This is a genomic window from Bacteroides faecichinchillae JCM 17102, from assembly GCF_000614145.1.
GTDB classification, from domain to species: domain Bacteria; phylum Bacteroidota; class Bacteroidia; order Bacteroidales; family Bacteroidaceae; genus Bacteroides; species Bacteroides faecichinchillae.
Genome location: NZ_BAKK01000013.1, coordinates 48,447 through 69,708 on the forward strand (window position 1 = coordinate 48,447; position 21,262 = coordinate 69,708).

Sequence of the window (21,262 nt, forward strand, 5' to 3'; positions counted from 1 at the left end):
TGACAAATTGTATATCTTGTGTATTTACAGATGTTAAGTTGTAAAATGCAAGCACAAGAAGTATGAATTTTTGAAAAAGAAAGGCTGTTGCATTTCGTTGAGCAACAGCCTTTGTTTATTTGCAGAAAGAATGGCTTACTTTGTTTTTTCTTCCACCCATTTACGAGCATTAACAAATGCTTCTATCCATGGGGTTACCTGGTCGCTGTATTTGCGATCTGCAGGATAACAACCGTTTTGCCATGGGAAGATTGCACGCTCTAAGTGCGGCATGATAGCCAAATGTCGTCCGTCTGCGCTGGCAACTCCTGCAATAGAGTAGTCAGAACCATTTGGGTTACTTGGATATTCGTCGTAGCTGTACTTAGCAACTACATTATACTTATCTTCATCGTACGGTAAAGAGAACTTTCCTTCTCCATGAGCTACCCAGATACCTAGTTTGCTACCACTCAATGAACCGAACATTACGCTACGGTTAGTCGGGATAGTGACCCCTAAGAAGCGGGATTCAAACTTATGAGAATCATTATGCAGCATTTTACCTTTCTTCTTATATTCAGGGTTGATAAGGTTTAGTTCCATCATCAATTGGCAACCGTTACAAACACCTAATGATAATGTGTCTTCGCGTGCGTAATATTTATCCAATGCTTCCTTTGCTTTTGGGTTGAAGAGGAAAGCACCTGCCCATCCTTTTGCAGAACCCAACACGTCAGAGTTAGAGAATCCACCACAGTAAACTACCATGTTTACATCTTCCAGCGTTTCACGACCACTAACCAAGTCAGTCATTGTTACGTCTTTCACGTCAAAGCCAGCTAGATAAAGTGAATAAGCCATTTCACGTTCACCGTTTGTTCCTTTTTCGCGGATAATCGCTGCGCGGATACCGCTCGGAGTACGACGGTCCGGAGTGATTCCATATTGAGAAAGTTTGCCTTTGAAGCCCGGCATAAATGCGAATTCAACAGGCTGCATCTTGTAGTTTTCGAAACGTTTCTTGGCACAACCGTTCATTGACTGTTTGCGGTCGAGCAGATAAGAAGAAGAATACCATACATCGCGCATATAGTCGATACCAAACTGATAAGTTGCATCATCTTTAGATACAAGGATGTGACGTTCGTCAGTCGGTTTACCTAACTTCAAATAGCCTACTCCTGCATTTTCTAGAATCTTCTTCACTTCTTCTTTGTGCTTGTCGCTGATCTGGATAACGATACCCGGATTTTCTGCAAACAGAATCTTGATGATATCTTTTTCCTTCATCTTGTCAAGACTGATTTCCATACCACCCTCTACATTAGAGAAACACATTTCGAGCAATGTAGTAATTAAACCACCGGCTGAAATATCATGTCCTGACAGAATCAATCCTTTGTTTACAAGTTCCTGAACAGCAAGGAAAGCATCGCGGAAATATTCAGCATCTTGTACGCAAGGTACTTCATCACCCACTTTACCGAGTGATTGGGCAAAAGCTGAACCACCCAGTTTCAGTTCGTCGAAGCTGAAATCAATATGATAGAGTGTTGTCTTTTCATTATTTACCAGTACTGGGGATACTACCTTTTTTACGTCAGATACTTCGCCGCCAGCAGAAACGATCACTGTTCCCGGTGAAATTACTTTTTCTCCGTCAGGATACTTCTGAGTCATAGATAAAGAGTCCTTTCCGGTAGGAACGTTGATTTGTAAAGCACAACAGAAGTCACTCAATGCTTTAACTGCAGTGTACAGACGTGCATCTTCTCCTTCTTGTGAACGGCAGGGCCACATCCAGTTAGCTGATAAGGAAATGCTATCCATACCTTCAGCCATCGGAGCCCATACTAAGTTAGTCAGAGCTTCGGATACGGAAAGGATAGAACCTGCTGCCGGATCAGCCAACGCTGCTTGCGGGGCATGTCCGATAGAAGTAGCAATACCCTTTTCTCCACGATAGTCAAGTGCAACGACACCACAGTCGCTCAATGGCAACTGAAGTTCACCCTGACATTGTTGACGGGCTACTTTACCAGTAACAGAACGGTCTACTTTATTAGTCAACCAATCCTTGCAGGCTACAGCTTCGAGTTGCAATACGTTGGTCAGATATTCATGAAGTTTAGACAATTCGTATTTTGGCATTTCGTAATGACGCTCTACGGTTTTGTCTATCATATAAGTTTTCGGTGAAGAACCAAACATCTGGTTTACGGCAAGATCGAAAGGACGTACACCGTCAGCTTGCTGGAAGGCAAAACGATGGTCACCGGTTGTTTCACCCACCACATACATCGGAGCGCGTTCACGTTCAGCAATCTTGCGTACATGTTCGATCGCTTCTTCTTTGATCAGTAGACCCATACGTTCCTGACTTTCATTGGCAATAATCTCTTTTGCAGACAGTGTTTTGTCACCAATCGGCAATTTGCTCATGTCAATCAGACCACCACATTCTTCTACCAGTTCGGACAGGCAGTTTACGTGTCCGGCTGAGCCATGGTCGTGGATGGAAACGACAGGATTTACTTCTTCTTCACAAAGAGCACGAACTACATTATTGGCACGTTTTTGCATTTCTGCATTTGCGCGCTGTACGGCGTTCAACTCAATACCGCTACTATAACGTCCGGTGTCTACAGAAGAAACGGAACCGCCACCGAGTCCGATACGATAGTTATCACCACCAATGACAACCACTTTGTTACCTGCTTCTGGTGAACCTTTCAGACAGTCACGTTGTGTTCCGTAACCTACACCTCCAGCGAGCATGATTACTTTGTCGTAACCGTAGGTCTCATTGTTTTCTTTATGCTCGAAAGTCAGTACAGAACCACAAATCAGCGGCTGACCGAATTTATTTCCAAAGTCGGAGGCACCGTTAGAGGCTTTGATTAGGATTTGTTCCGGAGTCTGGTATAACCATTTGCGAACCGGAAGAATTTCTTCCCAAGAACGCTCTTCGTCTGTGCGGGGATATGAAGTGATGTAAACAGCAGTACCTGCGATTGGCAATGAACCTTTACCACCACCCATACGGTCGCGGATTTCACCACCCGTACCGGTAGAAGCACCATTAAACGGTTCTACGGTGGTAGGGAAGTTATGAGTTTCAGCTTTCAGGGAAATCACACTTTTAATATCCTTGATCTGGAAGAAATCAGGTTTAGAATGGTCTGCCGGAGCAAACTGTTCCACAACCGGACCTTCGGCGAAAGCTACATTGTCTTTGTAAGCAGATATGATTTTATTCGGATTTTCCTGTGTTGTCTTTTTAATCATCTGGAACAACGAGGATTCCTGCTCTACACCGTCAATGATAAATGTACCACCAAAGATTTTGTGACGACAGTGTTCGGAGTTGATCTGTGCGAATCCGAAAACTTCAGAGTCGGTCAGTTTACGCCCGAGGTCACTTTCTACTTTCTTCAAGTAGTCCATTTCATCTTTTGAGAGAGCAAGACCTTCTTTTTCATTGTAAGCTTCGAGGTCTTCGATGTAAATGATAGGTTCCGGTTGGCGATTGGTGGTAAAGACATTCTGATCCAAACCTTTGTACATACGTTGAAGCATAGGGTCGTGGTCGGCATTTTCGTCTTTTATAGGAAAATATTCCTCGATACGGCTGATGCCTTCAAGTCCCATGTTTTGGGTGATTTCTACCGCGTTTGTACTCCAGGGGGTAATCATTTCGCGGCGTGGACCAACGAAACAGCCTTTCAGGTTTTCTTCACTTTCCGTCACGGCTTCTCCAAAAAGCCAGCAGAGTTTATTACTTTCGTCCGGGGTAAGCTGATGATTGCTCTCTACGGCAATCACGCTCTTGGAAGGGGTTCTGAAAAAAAGAATCATGTTGTATATTTACGATTTTACAATTTACTGAGTTACGATTAAAGTCACTTGTGTGACTTCTTCTCTTTTTCTTGCCTGCAAAGATAATCAATTTCGTTGGTGGTAAGAAAAAAAGAAGGAATAAATTCTTATACCTTATTAATATGACTCACAGTATTAGCATTCAACTTGTCCATAAATATAAGGATGAGAGACATACTTGAATATCTGACTTATCAGTATATAGAGTGTACTTTCCTTTAGTGTAAGGTGGTACTTTCTTATGTTTTAGGGAAGAGATTCCATCTATTTATTTCTTAAGTTTGTGACACACCATTGGCACACTTGTGCCACCTTGGTGGCACAGCTGTGCCAATACGATGAAATGAATGTGCCAATAAGGTGGCACAAACTCATCTATTACTGTTATGAACTGTGTTTATTAGAACATCCGTTTATCTCTCTTATTACCAGTCGTAATCTTCTATATACGCATCAAACTCTAAAGCAACGTTTATCCTATGCCGTTTGAAGATATTTCGTATCATTTGTTGTTCGGACTCCGATAACAGACGTTCTCCTTTACGGACGCGGTAGTAAGTTCTGCGTCCGAAGGCTCCCATTAGATATGGAACAATTGCTTGCATCTGTTTGTGGGGCAAATTCTCTAAAATACCTACAAAGCCTTTGGCATAACGCATTTTTGTGTCGGGACGATAATAAGGACATGCACCTTTCAATGTCGCAAGGTGTTTAGGACTGATAATGCTCCAATATTGTAAATCTTCCGTTGCGCTTTGTTCGGCTAACTGCCTCAGGCAAGTGCTAGCTTTGGGACATTTGGAATTAAGGCACATTGAATACTGGTGAGGGACTATAGAGAAGTCAATCTTTTCTTTTATCATGTTAATCTTTTCTTTAGGATTCTGGTGTATATGATATCGTTTTATTTGAATTTTCGAGTAAAGATAGGTATAATTTTTTGATGTAACTACCTTCAATCAGAATAAATCCATTAACATTTACAGAGAAACTATTTAAGTATTGTGTGGAAAAAACGTTAATATCCTATCCCTGTCTCATAAAAAAGTGCGATATTTGCGGCATGATTCAGATAGAAACAATATTCGATATATTAGTTAAAGGCTTTATTATTGGCGTTGTTGTGTCCGCACCGCTTGGTCCGGTGGGGGTTCTATGTATTCAGAGAACGCTAAATAAGGGACGATGGTACGGATTTGTAACAGGTTTGGGAGCCTCTTTGAGTGATATTGCTTATGCTTTGCTGACAGGCTATGGCATGAGCTTTGTATTTGACTATATCAATAAAAATATTTTTTATTTGCAATTATTTGGTAGCATAATGTTACTGCTTTTTGGTATTTATACCTTTCGTAGTAATCCGGTACAGTCTATTCGTCCGGCTTCGTCCAATAAAGGTTCCTATTTCCATAATTTCATAACTGCCTTTTTCGTAACTCTTTCTAACCCGTTGATTATTTTCCTGTTTATCGGACTATTTGCCCGTTTTGCTTTTGTGCAGCCGGGAGTGTTGGTGTTCGAAGAAATTACAGGATATTTTGCTATTGCATTGGGGGCATTGGTCTGGTGGTTTGGAATTACCTTTTTTGTGAATAAAGTGCGTACTCGGTTTAATTTGCGTGGTATCTGGATACTTAACCGCGTGATTGGAAGCATTGTGATGTTGGTGTCAGTAGCAGGGCTGATTTATACATTATTGGGTGAATCTATTTACTAATATAGAAGATTATGAATCAGATAGCACAACAGCTTAAAGAAAAGAATATTGCCGAATACCTTATATATATGTGGCAAGAAGAAGACCTGATCCGGGCCAATCATTGTTCAATGGATGAATTAGAGTCCAATGTGGTTGTACGTTATCCTGAAGAACAACGACCTGTCATGCGTGAATGGTATGCGAATTTGATTACGATGATGAGTGAGGAAGGAGTTCGTGAAACTGGACATCTGCAAATAAATAAGAATGTCATCATTAAATTGACAGAACTGCATAATGCTTTGACCTCTTCTCCTAAATTCCCTTTCTATAGTGCAGCATATTTTAAAGCATTACCATTTATCGTAGAATTGCGTAACAAGAATGGGAAAAAAGAAGATTCTGAACTAGAAACTTGTTTTGAAGCATTGTACGGTGTGTTATTGCTCCGTTTACAGAAAAAGGAGATCAGCGAGGGAACGGCAAAAGCCATAGAGGCTATCAGTAGCTTTCTCTCGATGTTGGCAAATTATTATGATAAGGAACAAAAAGGCGAATTAAAATTAGAAGAATAAATGAGAATTTTAGTGACCGGTGCCAATGGACAACTTGGTAACGAAATGCAGGTACTTGCAAAGGAGAATCCCCAACATACGTATTATTTCACAGACGTACAAGATCTTGATATTTGTAATAAAGATGCAATTTGGGCTTATATTGCCGAAAAACAAATTGAGCTTATTGTTAATTGTGCTGCTTACACAGCAGTAGACAAAGCGGAAGATAATCCTGAGTTGGCACGCCAACTGAATTGTGAAGCACCCAAAGAACTGGCCCGTGCTGCGCAATTTCATGGAGCGGCAATGATCCAGGTTTCCACAGACTACGTTTTCGACGGCACAGCTCATACTCCTTATGCAGAAGATTGTGAACCTTGTCCGGATTCCGTATATGGTACTACCAAACTGGCAGGGGAGTATGAAGTGATAAACAACTGCAAGCAAGCAATAGTAATCCGTACTGCATGGCTTTATTCAACCTTTGGGAATAATTTTGTGAAGACAATGCTTCGTTTGGGGAAGGAACGCGACAATCTGGGTGTGGTTTTTGATCAGATAGGAACTCCTACTTATGCCAACGATTTGGCTCAGGCCATTTATTCTATTATAAATAAAGGTATAGTTCCCGGAATTTATCATTTCAGCAATGAAGGTGTTTGTTCATGGTATGATTTTACGGTGGCAATCCATCGTTTGGCGGGAATAACCTCATGCAAAGTAAGACCTTTGCATACAGCTGAATATCCTGCAAAAGCAAACCGTCCGGCTTATTCAGTACTTGATAAAACAAAAATAAAAACGACGTTCGGTATCGAGATTCCTCACTGGGAAGAGAGCTTGGAACGATGCTTGGAAAAATTATAATATGGCAGATAATACAGAAATTCAGAGAAGGCGTACATTCGCCATTATTGCACACCCGGATGCAGGTAAGACTTCATTGACGGAAAAGTTATTGCTTTTTGGAGGTCAAATCCAGGTAGCAGGTGCTGTAAAGAGTAATAAAATTAAGAAAACAGCTACTTCCGACTGGATGGAGATTGAGAAGCAGCGTGGTATCTCGGTGACAACTTCTGTGATGGAATTTGACTATCGGGATTACAAAATTAATATTCTAGATACTCCGGGTCACCAGGACTTCGCTGAAGATACTTACAGGACATTGACTGCTGTAGATAGTGTTATCATTGTAGTGGATGGAGCGAAAGGTGTTGAAACACAGACTCGTAAATTGATGGAAGTATGCCGTATGCGCAATACACCGGTTATTATCTTTGTGAATAAGATGGACCGTGAGGGTAAAGATCCGTTTGATTTACTGGATGAATTGGAGGAAGAACTACAAATCCAGGTACGTCCTTTGTCTTGGCCAATTGAACAAGGTCCTCGCTTCAAAGGCGTTTATAATATCTATGAACAACAATTAAACCTGTATCAACCTTCCAAACAAGTTGTGACGGAAAAGGTAGAAGTTGATATTCATACGGAAGAACTGGATAATCAAATCGGAAAGCCGTTGGCAGATAAGCTGCGTGGTGATTTAGAACTGATAGAAGGGGTTTATCCGGCATTGGATATAGAGTCATATTTGGCGGGAGATTGTGCACCGGTATTTTTCGGTTCTGCTTTGAATAACTTCGGTGTTCAGGAACTGTTGAATTGTTTTGTAGAGATCGCTCCGAGTCCCCGTCCAGTGCAAGCGGAAGAACGTGAAGTGGAGCCGGACGAATCAAAGTTCACCGGATTTATATTTAAGATTACTGCCAATATTGATCCCAATCATCGTTCTTGTGTAGCTTTTTGTAAGGTATGTTCCGGTAAGTTTGTGCGTAATGCACCTTATTTACATGTCCGTCATGGTAAGACGATGCGTTTTTCTTCGCCTACACAGTTTATGGCACAGCGGAAAACAACTGTTGATGAAGCTTATGCAGGTGATATAATCGGTTTGCCGGATAATGGTACCTTTAAGATTGGAGATACACTGACAGAAGGAGAAATGCTTCATTTCCGCGGATTGCCAAGTTTCTCACCGGAGATGTTCAAGTATATCGAAAATGCCGATCCAATGAAACAGAAGCAATTGGCAAAAGGTATTGATCAATTAATGGACGAAGGTGTAGCTCAGTTATTTGTCAATCAATTTAATGGTCGTAAGATTATTGGTACGGTAGGGCAGTTGCAGTTCGAAGTAATTCAGTATCGTCTGTTGAATGAATATAATGCTTCCTGTCGTTGGGAGCCGGTAAGTCTTTATAAGGCTTGTTGGGTAGAGAGCGACGATCTCGAAGAACTGGAAGCTTTCAAGAAACGTAAATATCAGTATATGGCGAAAGATAGGGAAGGAAGGGATGTATTCCTGGCCGACTCCGGCTATGTACTTCAAATGGCTCAAATGGACTTTAAACATATTAAGTTCCACTTTACAAGTGAGTTTTAAGTCCGTAATGGATTATATAGATTTGCATGGATTAAGTAGAAAAAATATCTGTTTATTCTATTGAGATTAGTGCAAATCTGTATAATCTGTGATGAACTTTCATTTACAATTTATACTTTTTTATTCCTTCCTTATTTTATTTTATAATAAATTATTGGTAATTTCGGACGCTTTTAGAGTATCACGACTTAAATAACTAATAGTTTATTATATGGAAAATATCGAAACAGCGATCCTGCTGATGGTAGTCGGAATGGCTACAGTATTTGTTATTCTGCTGATTGTGATTTATTTAGGTAAATTACTTATTTCCTTGGTCAATAAATATGCTCCCGAAGAAGTGGCTCCTGTAAATAGGGAAGCACAGAGAGGTCCTGCACCTATTCCGGGTAATATTTTAGCTGCTATTACAGCTGCTGTAAATGTAGTGACACAAGGTAAAGGAAAAGTCACTAAGGTAGAAAAATTATAAATGAATCATTAAAGTATAAGCATTGAAAAACATGAAAAGAGAAGTAAAATTTAGTTTGGTTTTCCGAGATATGTGGCAATCTGCCGGAAAATATGTACCTCGTGTAGACCAACTTGTAAAGGTTGCACCTGCCATCATTGAAATGGGATGTTTTGCTCGAGTAGAAACAAATGGTGGAGGTTTTGAACAAGTCAATTTATTGTTTGGAGAAAACCCCAATAAAGCCGTGCGCGAATGGACAAAACCGTTCCATGAAGCCGGTATACAAACACATATGCTCGACCGTGCATTGAATGGGCTTCGTATGAGTCCTGTTCCAGCTGATGTCCGCCAATTATTTTATAAGGTAAAGAAAGCACAAGGCACAGATATTACTCGTACATTTTGCGGACTGAATGATGTTCGTAACATTGCTCCGTCTATCACTTATGCCAAGGAAGCTGGCATGATTTCACAATGTTCTCTTTGTATCACTCATTCGCCTATCCATACGGTAGAGTATTATACTAACATGGCATTGGAACTTATTAAATTAGGAGCGGATGAGATTTGTATTAAGGACATGGCCGGCATTGGTCGTCCTGTTTCATTAGGAAAGATCGTGGCAAATATTAAAGCTGCTCATCCTGAAATACCTATCCAGTATCATAGCCATGCGGGGCCTGGCTTCAATATGGCAAGTATTCTTGAAGTATGCGAAGCTGGTTGCGATTACATTGATGTAGGCATGGAACCTCTTTCCTGGGGAACTGGTCATGCTGATCTCCTCAGTGTACAAGCGATGTTGAAAGATGCCGGATTCCAGGTACCTGAGATTAATATGGAAGCTTATATGAAAGTGCGTGCCATGATTCAGGAATTTATGGACGATTTTCTTGGATTATATATCAGTCCGAAGAACCGTTTGATGAACTCGCTGTTGATTGGCCCCGGACTTCCGGGCGGTATGATGGGGAGTTTGATGGCAGACTTGGAATCAAATCTGGAATCTATCAATAAATATAAGGCAAAGCACAATCTGCCGTTTATGACTCAGGACCAACTTCTTATCAAACTGTTCAATGAAGTTGCGTATGTATGGCCACGTGTCGGTTATCCTCCGTTGGTGACTCCGTTCAGTCAATATGTAAAGAACCTTGCCATGATGAACGTTATGGCGATGGAAAAAGGTAAGGAACGTTGGGGGATGATTGCTGATGATATCTGGGATATGCTTTTGGGTAAAGCAGGTCGTCTTCCGGGTAAACTAGCTCCTGAAATTATTGAAAAGGCAGAACGGGAAGGACGTAAGTTCTTCGAAGGGAATCCTCAGGATAATTACCCTGATGCTCTCGATAAGTTCCGTAAGATGATGAAAGAAAACAAATGGGAAACGGGACAGGATGACGAAGAACTCTTTGAATATGCGATGCATCCGGCTCAGTATGAAGCTTATAGAAGCGGTAAGGCTAAAGAAGATTTCTTGGAAGATGTAGCAAAACGTCGTGCCGAGAAAGATAAATCTCCGCAGGAGGATGCTAAACCAAAGACATTGACGGTACAGGTAGACGGACAAGCATATCGTGTGACAGTGGCTTATGGTGATATCGAACTTGCTGCTACTCCGACAGCTGCAGCAGCTCCGACGGGAGAAGGAAAAGAGGTGCTCTCTCCATTGGAAGGTAAATTCTTCCTGGTGAAGAATACACAGGAAACTGCACTTAAGGTTGGTGATGCTGTGAAAGAAGGAGATGTGATATGTTACGTTGAGGCGATGAAGACTTATAATGCGATCCGTGCAGAATTTAGTGGTACGGTAACTGCTATCTGTGCTAATCCGGGAGACACTGTTTCAGAAGATGATGTATTAATGAAGATAGGGTAATGAACGAAATATTTGAAAACTTATATAACATGACTGCATTCAGCAATATTATTGCTGAACCGCAGTTTCTGATAATGTATGCCATTGCGTTCGTCCTCCTTTATCTGGGTATAAAGAAACAGTACGAACCATTGCTGTTGGTTCCTATCGCTTTCGGAGTATTGCTTGCCAACTTTCCTGGTGGAGACATGGGAGTCATTCAGGCTGACGAAAATGGAATGGTGATGGTGAACGGAGTTTTGAAGAACATCTGGGAAATGCCTTTGCATGATATAGCCCACGAATTGGGACTGATGAACTTTATCTACTATATGTTGATTAAAACCGGTTTCCTTCCTCCGATCATCTTCATGGGGGTCGGTGCATTGACGGATTTTGGACCGATGTTGCGTAATCTACGCCTTTCTGTTTTTGGTGCTGCTGCACAGCTTGGTATTTTTACAGTGTTGTTGGTGGCTATCTTAATGGGATTCACTCCGAAAGAAGCAGCTTCATTGGGTATAATTGGTGGTGCGGACGGTCCGACTGCTATTTTTACAACAATCAAACTGGCTCCTCACTTGTTAGGCCCTATTGCGATTGCAGCATATTCTTATATGGCACTTGTTCCGGTTATTATACCATTAGTAGTGAAACTGCTTTGCTCTAAGAAGGAGTTGAGTATCAACATGAAAGAACAGGAAAAGAAATATCCGTCTACTACCGAGATAAAGAATTTACGTGTGTTGAAGATTATTTTTCCGATTGTAGTTACGACTGTTGTTGCACTTTTTGTTCCGAGTGCAGTGCCTTTGATTGGTATGCTAATGTTCGGTAATCTGGTGAAAGAAATTGGAAGTAATACCTTCCGTTTGTTTGATGCTGCTTCTAATAGTATAATGAATGCTGCTACCATCTTCCTAGGTTTATCTGTAGGAGCGACGATGACAACAGAAGCTTTCCTGAATTGGACGACTATTGGTATTGTGATTGGCGGTTTCCTTGCATTTGCTCTTTCCATTGCAGGTGGTATTCTGTTTGTAAAAGCAGTGAACTTATTCTCAAAGAAGAAAATTAATCCGCTGATTGGAGCTACCGGATTAAGTGCAGTTCCAATGGCTAGTCGTGTAGCCAATGAGATTGCTTTGAAATATGATCCGAAGAATCATGTATTACAGTACTGTATGGCAAGTAATATTTCCGGAGTAATCGGTTCAGCTGTTGCTGCGGGAGTGCTGATTTCTTTTTTAGCTTGATTTAATTCAGCGTAAATAATAGTTTGAGGGCATGGAATCTTTCTTGTTTTATTCAAGTAAAGAAACTCCGTGCCCTTTTATATATTTCTGTGATAACTATTATTCGCTAGTTACTTTTCTGTATTCTGCAATTGCCATCTTTTCTGCCAGATATGCGTTGATCACATTGGTTTGTGCCTGTGTCCATGATAACTGAGCAGAGAGTACATCCACCATATTTGATTTTCCTTCATTATAGGAAAAGGAAACAATCTCCAAATTCTCATTGGCTAACTTCATATTTTCATTAGCAGTTTTCACTTGTTCTTCCGTTTCTTTTAGTTTGGTCAACGATCCGGATAATTCTTCGCTAATATTATCTTCCACATAACTTTGCTGTAGTCTCTGCATACTAATATATGCTTTTTGCTGGCGGTTCGTTTTAAATCGGGCACCCCAACGGAAAATAGGAATATTCAGATTGACACCCACAATGGGGTTAAATGAGACATCGTAGCTAGATTCGGTGTTCCCGTTGCCCAACCTCCACTGAAATACATATTTAGTTGTGGGTTAAATTGACTGAGAGCAACTTTACGTTGTGCCTGACTCTTCATTATATTTACTTCTGTACTGGCATAGTCTGCACGTTGCTGTAACACATCTCCTAAAGACAGGACTTTTACAGGTTCGGAAGGTGTACTGATAGAATATAAACTATCCACCGGAGCATTAGGTTCTTCACCCATCAGAATATTTAGTTTTTGCAGTGCTAACGTATAGTTCTGACGAGCCTTGATATATTGCAATTCCGCTTCTTTTAACCGGGTAGAAATCATTAACAAATCTATGCGGCTAATCTTTCCATTGTCGAAACGATCCTGTATAATATCATATTGTTGTTTGATTATACTTTGATATTTGTCAGCAGCTTGAAGCATGGCTTTTGAGGCAGAGGTATTCCAGTAGACTGCATCACTCTGGTAATGTATCTGGTCTAAAGTCAGCTCTTCGTTGAGTTGGTCCAGTTTCTCGTCCGCTTTTGCAATCTTATGTTGGGCATTCAGTGCACCACCTGTATATATCGGTTGTGAGACAATGAATACTCCTTGATAAGTATGATTGCGGTATTCCCCCAATGGCTCGTTCCAGGCACTTAAATCACTCATGTTTAGCGTTCCGTCTGCACTAATGTCTATTTTCGGAAGGAAACCGGTATGAGCTATTTTTCTGGCCTCGCTACTTGCCATTGTTTTTAGTTTTTGCTGTTTCAGTAGTTGGCTGTAAGCTTCTACTTTATCCCGATAGTCTTCGCGGCTTAGATATGGCTGTTGTGCTGCTATGTCGAAACCGAGGGTTAGTAGTAATAGTGTTATGAGTTGAATTTTCATATTCTTAATTTGCAATTTTACGTTTTACAATTTATGATTCTCATCCTTTGATCCGTTGAATGGCACAGTAAGCTACTGGAAGAACAAAAAGTGTTAATGCAGAAGCTACCAACAATCCTCCCATAATTGTAGCTGCCATACCACCAAACATGGCGTCAAACAAAAGAGGTAACATACCTAGAATGGTTGTTCCTGAAGCCATTGCTACTGGATGATACGGCTAGTTGTTGCACTAATGACGGCATCCAGTGGCTTCTTTCCTGTTGCTGCTTCCAAATCAATCTGCTCAACTAATACAATGGCATTTTTGATATTCATACCAATCAACCCCAGAAGACCAAGTATAGAGAAAAAATCAAATGATTTGCCAAGTACAAGCAACCCAAGTACGATACCGATAAAAATCAACGGTAACATTAATAAAATAACTATCGGCTTGCGGTATGTTCTGAACAGGAATAACAGTGTCACGAACATCAGGAAGAATGTTAATGGCAGGTTTTTAGCCAATGCCTCATTTGATTCCACTTGACTTTCCTGTTCTCCAAAGTACTTCATTGCATATCCCTCCGGTATTTTGATCTCATTTTGTACCTGCGACCATACCTGGTTAAAAGCCGTAATCGCATTTATACCACGACGTGGATCACATTGAGCCATCATTACCATCTGTCGGTTATAATCTTTCACGTTCGAGAAACGAAATTGAAAATCAAAATCAGACACTACTTGTTCAAGACTCGTCGTTTCATTTCCAGCTCCGAATACAGGCAGCGTACGCAAATCGTTGATTTGGAAAGAATCTACTGTGTTATCTTTCAGTAAAATGGGAAGTACTTGGTCACCTTGACGATATTCTCCCAAAGTCATACCGGTTGTACCTATTTGGATACTTTGTGCCATTCCTTGTCGGGATACACCAAGCGGTTGTGCTCGTTCAGGACTATATACAGGTTTCCAAACCGGAATTTTGTTTCCCCACGAATTGCGAATATTAATCAAGTCCGGATTCTGATGCATTATTTCTAATGCTTGGTTGGTAAGAGCTATCAATGTATCGGCATTCGGACCGATAAAACCAATCTCAATTGCAGCATCTACAGCAGGAGATAACTTGAAAAGACTTGTACGTGTGATAGCATTCGGATAATTGGCTTTCATATATTCATCAAAATCTTTTTCGTACTCCTTTGTGTATTTGCTATCAGTCAATTCTATGAGTATATTAGCAAAGTTCGGTTTAGGACCTACTGATGTAGAAGCTAGATAATACCGAAGTGGTGTACTGCCAAATGTAATGGAGACAGTTTTCACTTCCGGTTGCTTCTTCAAGTGTTCTTCCACTTTTTTCATCTCTTTCACTACATCATTAATGTTGTAGCCGTCCGGATAAAATACATCAGCTCGGAAATAGGGTTTATCCAAGGAAGGGAAGAAATTTTGTGGCATCATTCCCATAATAGTTAATGATACAATGAAGAGCACTACCATAGCACTGAGCGTCAGTGCCTTTCTACGTATCAGTACTCTCAGAATAGATCCAAACTTATGATAGAAAGGTTTGTCATACGGATCTTTTCCGTCCCCATCTTTTTTCGCCTTTAAGATAAAGTTACCAAAGACGGTTGTTTGGGTCAAGGCAAGTACCCAACTCAATCCCAGCGAAATAGCTAGTACCACAAATAAAGGCTTTACAATTTCTGCTACGGCAGAAGGAGCCAGATAAAGTGGTAAGAACGAACAAATAGCAATGAATGTTGCTCCGAGTAATCCCCATTGAGGCCCTGTAGCTCCATCAATAAGTGCTTTCCGACGGTTTACACCACGAGCGATAGCAATTTGTGCGTTATCTGTCACCACAATAGCATTATCCACTAACATCCCCATGGCAATGATGAATCCTGCTAATGAAGTACGATTTAATCCTACTCCAAAAAATGACATGATTAGCAAAGTACCTCCGATGGAGAAAATCAGTGAAGAGCCGATAAGTATTCCTGCACGTAGCCCCATTACAAACATAATAATGACAATAACGATTAAAATTGATTCTATCAGATTGATAATGAAACCATTATTTGCTTCATTGGCGATTTCATTTTCCAGATAGAGACTTTGTAATTCTAATCCTAATGGCATTAGAGGTAACAGCTCGTTCAGTTTTACTTTCACATTTTCTCCAGTTTGCACTACATCTCGTTGTGGGTCAGTAGATACACCGATCCCAATTGCCCGTTTCCCATTTACATGCATGATAGTAGATGGCGGATCGAGATAACCTTTTTCAATAACAGCGATATCTCCTAATTTTACTTGTCCTGCTTTGGTCGTAATGACCTGATTACGGATATCGTCTACAGTGGCATACATACCGTTGGCAGTTACTCGTAGCTGTTGTTCGCCTGCCCGTATTTCACCAGTGTTAATAATCTGGTTCTGTGATTGGAGCAGGCTGGCAAGTTGTTTTGGGTCAATGCCCATACCTACGAGTTTATTGGTCGAAATAAAGATATTTATTACTTCTGTTTGTACTCCGAATAAAGCAACTTTCATCACTCCGTCAGCTGTGACAACTTGGGTTTTAATTCGTTCTGCCCAATTACGCATTTCTTCGTAAGAAAATCCGTCATCTGATGTTAATCCGTAGTAAATACCGAATACATCCCCGAAGTCATCCGAAATTGTTGGAGTTGAGGCACCCGCAGGAAGTTGTGGCTGTATATTAAGTACCTTACGGCGCAGTTCGTCCCATTTTTGTGGAATGGAGCTTGCTGCAAGTGAAGGTTGTAATTCAAATGTAATTTTAGAAAGACCGTACATAGATTCTGATTTAATCTTGTACACTCCACTCATACTTTGTATCTCTCGAGAAATAGGTTCGGTGATCAGTCGTTCTACTTCTGCCGGTTCGGCTCCCGGATAGCGCGTCATGATGACCGCTGATTTAATAACGAAGGGCGCATCTTCTTTCTTTCCAAGTTTTCCGAAGGAGAAAATACCTCCGATAAGCAATACGGCAAGAAAGAAATAAATGATCTTCGTATTATCTAATGAATATTTGGCTAAGTTCATTTTCTTAATGGATAATTGATAATGGACAATAATTAATGGAAAATTGATAGTTGAAAATAGGCTATGTACAGAAATGCTTTACAGTACAGTTCATTCATTTTTAGTTTTCCAATATTTTAACTTTTTCTCCTTCTACTAGTTGATATATACCGGCAATCACAATTTTCTCACCAGGTTTCAAACCTTGTGAAATTAGAGCCTGTGCTTCTCCAGTAGGAGCATTGACCGTTACTTCTCGTTTGTAAACTTTATCGTCTTCAACTACCCATACATACATCTTTTTGCCCTCGCTTTCACCAAATACAGCACTGAGTGGAACGATGCACCAATTGTTTTCTACTAGTGGTCCTACATCGGCTGTGAAACGAATGCTACATGTGAAGCCTGGTTTCACTGCATATAAATCACGATCGAATGAGGGATCGTCGATTGTAATGCTGACAGGTATTCCTGTTCCTTCGGTGGAGATATCAAGATATTCTTCTAACTTTGCTTGGAATACATGTCCTTTGAATGTGTCAAACTCTACCAGGAAACGGGGTTCTTTGGCACGAAGCAGATACAGATAGACATCAGGTATAGTGAACTTAATGCGTAAGTTTTGAGTATTGACTAGTTGCACAATACCTTCACCGGAATTGACACGTTGATAATTCTCCACCAAACGTTTCTCAATGGATCCGTCGAAAGGAGCCGTCAATTTGGTATCTTGCATATTATTGACCGACAATTCGTATTCCGATTTCGCCTTTTGATAGTTGGACAAGCTGATTTCATACTCTTGTACGGAGATAGCTTGGCGAGAAAGGAGTCGTTTGTTACGCTCTACTTGTGCTGCAGCTGTTTCATAGGCTGATTTTGTAGCAGCATATTGCAAAGCAATATCCCTAGGATCAATAGCCGCAATTAGTTGTCCCTTCTTTATTTTCTCACCTTCGATGACAGGTAGTTTTATAATTTGTCCACTGACGCGAAATGCCAGTCTCACATACTCCACTGCTTCTACGATACCTGTGAAGTTTTTTTTAATGACTGACCTTGACTCAACCACTGTCGTTTTTACAGGACGGGGCGTTGTTTCTTTCACTTCTTTCTTCTGATCGCAACCGACTAGCATAATAGCAACTAATGCGATAACATACTTTCTTTTCATAAATTGTTCATTGTTTGGAGTTTCTCTGTCTTTGTTTGAGAAATAACAATTAGAAAGATGGGTATGTTCAGTGAAAATATGTGTTATTAAATCTTAGTGGTATACTTAAGATATAGTGAATAAAAAACAGGGTGTGTTCGTTTAAGAACACACCCTGTTTTTTATCTTAAAGAAAGATTGAATTATTTCTTTTTACGGTCACCGTAACGGCTCATGAACTTATCAACGCGACCTGCTGTATCTACCAATGTAGATTTACCAGTATAGAACGGATGAGAAGTGTTTGAGATTTCAATCTTCAGCAACGGATAAGTTTCACCTTCGAATTCGATGGTTTCTTTAGTTGCTACAGTTGATTTAGACAAAAACATATCACCGTTTGACATATCTTTGAATACTACCGGACGGTATGATTCTGGATGAAGACCTTTTTTCATTTCAGTATCTGCTTTTAAAAATTATTATATTCGGTTACTATTTTGGTAAGAAATAGTGTAATGGTCATTTTCAGAGCGCAAAGATAAAGTATTTCTGTGAAATAGAAAAAGGTTTTGCGAAAAAACTTTGATTGAAAAGGATTGCTACTTAAAATTAGTCTTTATCTTTATTGCTATGTTCTTTCTGTTTGGTTTCCTATAATTAATTTCTTATTTGCCTATTTCTAATTCGTTACATAGGTATATCTCTATTAATGTTAGTATGTGAAATCACAATGTTTAGGATACTAAAAAATTGAATTTTACAATCATTTTCATTAAGTATATCAATAACAAATTTATTTCGATGGGAATTTTACTTTGAACGTATATTTGCAAGGTAGACATTACAATATTATGCCGGGAGTACACTTTGCAAGGATTTAGTAGAGTGAATTAAACCTTTTTCGACTATATTTTCTTTTCTAGCGTTCGTTATTAACAGGATAATGCTTACTTTTGCGTAGAATTTTTATTCACTAACAATAAATTTTAAACAAAATGGTAAATTACAAAGACTTAGGTTGGTAAACACAAGAGAAATGTTTGCTAAAGCTATCAAAGGCGGATATGCAATTCCGGCTTTCAACTTCAACAATATGGAACAGATGCAGGCTATCATTAAGGCTGCTGTTGAAACTAAGTCTCCGGTGATTCTTCAGGTATCTAAAGGTGCTCGTCAATATGCTAATGCTACTTTGTTGCGTTACATGGCTCAGGGTGCTGTAGAATACGCAAAAGAATTAGGTTGTGCTCATCCTGAAATCGTCCTTCACCTTGACCACGGAGATACTTTCGAAACTTGTAAGTCTTGTATCGACTCAGGTTTTTCTTCAGTAATGATTGACGGTTCTCATCTTCCTTACGAAGAAAATGTAGCTTTGACTAAGAAAGTTGTAGAATATGCACATCAGTTTGATGTAACTGTAGAAGGTGAACTTGGTGTATTGGCTGGTGTAGAAGACGAAGTTTCTGCTGAACATCACACATATACTGACCCAGAAGAAGTAATTGATTTCGCTACTCGTACAGGTTGTGATTCATTGGCTATTTCTATCGGTACTTCTCATGGTGCTTACAAATTTACTCCGGAACAATGTCATATCGATCCTGTTACTGGCGTTATGGTTCCTCCTCCATTGGCATTTGAAGTTTTGGATGCTGTTATGGAAAACTTCCGGGATTCCCTATCGTTCTGCATGGTTCTTCTTCTGTACCTCAGGAAGAGGTTGAAACAATCAACAAATTTGGTGGTAACTTGAAAGCTGCTATCGGTATTCCTGAAGAATGGTTGCGTAAAGCTGCTACTTCTGCAGTTTGCAAGATCAACATTGACTCAGACTCACGCCTGGCTATGACTGCTGCTATCCGTAAGACTTTCGCTGAAAAACCAGCTGAATTCGACCCACGTAAGTATCTTGGTCCGGCTCGTGACAATATGGAAAAATTGTATAAACACAAAATTATCAATGTGTTAGGTTCAGACAATAAATTGGCTAAGTAATTAGCGAATCTTATCATAAAGAAAGACTGCGATCTGTTGAAGGTTGCAGTCTTTTCTTATTTCTTTCCGGCAGATACAGGCTGTCCGTTCCGGAAAAAATCTTCTATCTTTTGTTTGCTTTGAAGATCTTTCAACCAATTGGCGGCAGCATTGTAATAATTGCCCCTTACCAGCATACGACCTTCCTCTTCATTTTCTTCCGTTTGATTTTCTTTCTCATTCTTGGGGCATGTTTTCAAGAATGCTTCCAAGTACCGTTCTGTATTCTTTTTATCTTTTAGATTGTAAAAGTAAATATAGGCTATTTCATATAATAATTTGTGGTTTTCCCTATCATATTTCTTATAACGTTCTTGAATGGATTCTATTTGTTTTTGGTACATTTGGGCCATCTTATAGCAATCGGTCATCCCGGTATAAAGTCGTAACATTACGCTATCTTTGGGAATGGTTAGGTTAATTGCTTTTTCCAGATATTCTACTCCTTGTTTTTTCCATGATGTTTTAGCGCAGGTACGTCCCAGATAATAGAGGACATCAATATTCTCCGGTTGTTGCTTAAGAGCTGCTCCTAAGGGTGCATGGGCTTCATAATACTTATCGATTGCATAGTAACTGATTCCTAAGTAAAAACAAGTTTGGAAAGCATTATCTCCTTGATCGAAGAGGTGTTTATAACGCTGGATAGCGTTGGGATAATCTTTATTTAAGTAGTAAGCTAAAGCATTTAGACGATTGATGGCGATATTAGTAGAATCAATCTGGTGATATTTTTCTGTCACTTCAATAGCTTCATCATAAAAAGAGTTGGTAATACAGAGGACACATAGTTTAGCTGCTGATAAATAGTCGGATGGATATTTTTCCTGAATCTTATGGTAGCAATCCATAGCCGGTATGATTTGTTTCATTCCTTCAAAACATTGTGCCTGTAAGTGTAAGATGGTGGTGGAACTATCTGTTTCGATCATCATATTGTTTTCTTTTAATGCTTCTTGATATTTCTCTAAAGATAAAAGTAAAGTAATGTATTGAATACGTGCATATTTGTTTTTAGGAGCTAAAGCAATCGCTTGTTCATAGTATTTTAGTGCCTGATTGTTTCGCGCTAGTTTCCGGCAACAATCTGCGGCTTCGATAAATGCACGTGTATTGGTCGTATCTCTGGATATTACCTCTTGATAGGCAGTGAGGGCCTCTTTATTTAATCTTAGCCCTTGTAAAGCTTTTCCCTTTTGTAAGAGTAGTGGGACAGTCTGTTCTTTTTGCTCAATGAGAGAAAGTGCGGTCTCATAATCATAGTTAGCCATTGTTTCCTGAATTTGGTCTATGCGCTGAGCCTTTAATAGGGTAGTAGTGGAACAGAGGAATAAAAGAAGAAGAACTTGTTTCATAAGTGATGATTTTAGTTTGTTGTTTATGAAAATGCAAGTTACTAAAATAATTGCGCTTACGAAATATCCGTAGGCGTTTTTTATAAGTTAACGTGATAAAATATTATAAGGAGAAGAGGCGAATATGTTGAGATGTAATAAAAAAGCCTCTTTCGATTTCGC

12 protein-coding genes and 3 pseudogenes are annotated in these 21,262 nt (G+C 39.9%); 8 read left to right on the forward strand and 7 right to left on the reverse strand.

All coding sequences use genetic code 11. The annotated features are described in order from the left end of the window. Positions 1-135: 135 nt before the first annotated feature. Complete coding sequence (purL, locus tag JCM17102_RS08735) at positions 136-3,840, reverse strand: phosphoribosylformylglycinamidine synthase (protein WP_025074835.1); 3,705 nt, start codon at positions 3,838-3,840, stop codon at positions 136-138. 446 nt (positions 3,841-4,286) lie between these two features. Further along, positions 4,287-4,721 carry a DUF6078 family protein gene (locus JCM17102_RS08740; RefSeq protein WP_025074836.1) on the reverse strand — a complete coding sequence of 145 codons (435 nt, stop codon included), beginning with the start codon at positions 4,719-4,721 and terminating at the stop codon, positions 4,287-4,289. A 203-nt stretch (positions 4,722-4,924) separates the two neighbouring features. Here JCM17102_RS08740 and JCM17102_RS08745 point away from each other — a divergent pair, with 203 nt between their 5' ends. From JCM17102_RS08745 to JCM17102_RS08775, 7 genes are all read left to right on the forward strand, one after another. Further along, the gene (locus JCM17102_RS08745; protein ID WP_025074837.1) at positions 4,925-5,578 is read left to right on the forward strand and encodes a LysE family translocator; all 654 of its coding nucleotides are present in this window, start codon (positions 4,925-4,927) and stop codon (positions 5,576-5,578) included. Between the two features lie 11 nt (positions 5,579-5,589). After that, complete coding sequence (locus JCM17102_RS08750; protein ID WP_025074838.1) at positions 5,590-6,135, forward strand: DUF4924 family protein; 546 nt, start codon at positions 5,590-5,592, stop codon at positions 6,133-6,135. Next, positions 6,136-6,984 carry a dTDP-4-dehydrorhamnose reductase gene (gene rfbD / locus JCM17102_RS08755; RefSeq protein WP_025074839.1) on the forward strand — a complete coding sequence of 283 codons (849 nt, stop codon included), beginning with the start codon at positions 6,136-6,138 and terminating at the stop codon, positions 6,982-6,984. A gap of 1 nt (position 6,985) precedes the next feature. After that, positions 6,986-8,560, forward strand: a complete 1,575-nt coding sequence (locus tag JCM17102_RS08760; RefSeq protein ID WP_025074840.1) for a peptide chain release factor 3 — start codon at positions 6,986-6,988, stop codon at positions 8,558-8,560. A 211-nt stretch (positions 8,561-8,771) separates the two neighbouring features. Then, positions 8,772-9,032, forward strand: a complete 261-nt coding sequence (locus tag JCM17102_RS08765; RefSeq protein WP_025074841.1) for an OadG family protein — start codon at positions 8,772-8,774, stop codon at positions 9,030-9,032. A 31-nt stretch (positions 9,033-9,063) separates the two neighbouring features. Next, complete coding sequence (locus JCM17102_RS08770; RefSeq protein WP_025074842.1) at positions 9,064-10,896, forward strand: biotin/lipoyl-containing protein; 1,833 nt, start codon at positions 9,064-9,066, stop codon at positions 10,894-10,896. Beyond that, a complete protein-coding gene (locus JCM17102_RS08775) occupies positions 10,896-12,131 on the forward strand; it encodes a sodium ion-translocating decarboxylase subunit beta (protein ID WP_025074843.1) in 1,236 nt (411 codons plus the stop codon). Before JCM17102_RS08770 ends, JCM17102_RS08775 begins: the two co-directional genes overlap by 1 nt. Positions 12,132-12,230: 99 nt before the next feature. On the opposite strand, the pseudogene JCM17102_RS26865 reads toward JCM17102_RS08775, so the two are convergent. The 4 genes and pseudogenes from JCM17102_RS26865 to JCM17102_RS08795 form a co-directional block, all read right to left on the reverse strand. Continuing rightward, positions 12,231-13,501 (reverse strand): annotated as a pseudogene (locus JCM17102_RS26865) (TolC family protein). Positions 13,502-13,541: 40 nt separating this feature from the next. Continuing rightward, positions 13,542-16,573, reverse strand: a pseudogene (locus tag JCM17102_RS26870) (efflux RND transporter permease subunit). Positions 16,574-16,673: 100 nt separating this feature from the next. Next, positions 16,674-17,726, reverse strand: a complete 1,053-nt coding sequence (locus JCM17102_RS08790; protein WP_025074844.1) for an efflux RND transporter periplasmic adaptor subunit — start codon at positions 17,724-17,726, stop codon at positions 16,674-16,676. Positions 17,727-17,908: 182 nt separating this feature from the next. Further along, entirely contained in the window at positions 17,909-18,163 is a 255-nt protein-coding gene (locus tag JCM17102_RS08795; RefSeq protein WP_005678397.1) for a type B 50S ribosomal protein L31, read from the reverse strand. Between the two features lie 540 nt (positions 18,164-18,703). Here JCM17102_RS08795 and JCM17102_RS26875 point away from each other — a divergent pair. Beyond that, positions 18,704-19,706, forward strand: a pseudogene (locus JCM17102_RS26875) (class II fructose-bisphosphate aldolase). Positions 19,707-19,762: 56 nt separating this feature from the next. Here the strand turns inward: JCM17102_RS26875 and JCM17102_RS08805 are convergent. Continuing rightward, complete coding sequence (locus JCM17102_RS08805) at positions 19,763-21,100, reverse strand: tetratricopeptide repeat protein (protein WP_025074845.1); 1,338 nt, start codon at positions 21,098-21,100, stop codon at positions 19,763-19,765. Positions 21,101-21,262: the final 162 nt, after the last annotated feature.

Coding starts and splice junctions, on each gene's coding strand:
- JCM17102_RS08760 (WP_025074840.1), top strand. CDS start 6,986: ATGGCAGATAATACAGAAATTCAGAGAAGGCGTACATTCGCCATTATT.
- JCM17102_RS08745 (WP_025074837.1), top strand. CDS start 4,925: ATGATTCAGATAGAAACAATATTCGATATATTAGTTAAAGGCTTTATT.
- JCM17102_RS08765 (WP_025074841.1), top strand. CDS start 8,772: ATGGAAAATATCGAAACAGCGATCCTGCTGATGGTAGTCGGAATGGCT.
- JCM17102_RS08770 (WP_025074842.1), top strand. CDS start 9,064: ATGAAAAGAGAAGTAAAATTTAGTTTGGTTTTCCGAGATATGTGGCAA.
- JCM17102_RS08805 (WP_025074845.1), bottom strand. CDS start 21,100: ATGAAACAAGTTCTTCTTCTTTTATTCCTCTGTTCCACTACTACCCTA.
- JCM17102_RS08795 (WP_005678397.1), bottom strand. CDS start 18,163: ATGAAAAAAGGTCTTCATCCAGAATCATACCGTCCGGTAGTATTCAAA.
- JCM17102_RS08790 (WP_025074844.1), bottom strand. CDS start 17,726: ATGAAAAGAAAGTATGTTATCGCATTAGTTGCTATTATGCTAGTCGGT.
- purL (WP_025074835.1), bottom strand. CDS start 3,840: ATGATTCTTTTTTTCAGAACCCCTTCCAAGAGCGTGATTGCCGTAGAG.
- JCM17102_RS08775 (WP_025074843.1), top strand. CDS start 10,896: ATGAACGAAATATTTGAAAACTTATATAACATGACTGCATTCAGCAAT.
- rfbD (WP_025074839.1), top strand. CDS start 6,136: ATGAGAATTTTAGTGACCGGTGCCAATGGACAACTTGGTAACGAAATG.
- JCM17102_RS08750 (WP_025074838.1), top strand. CDS start 5,590: ATGAATCAGATAGCACAACAGCTTAAAGAAAAGAATATTGCCGAATAC.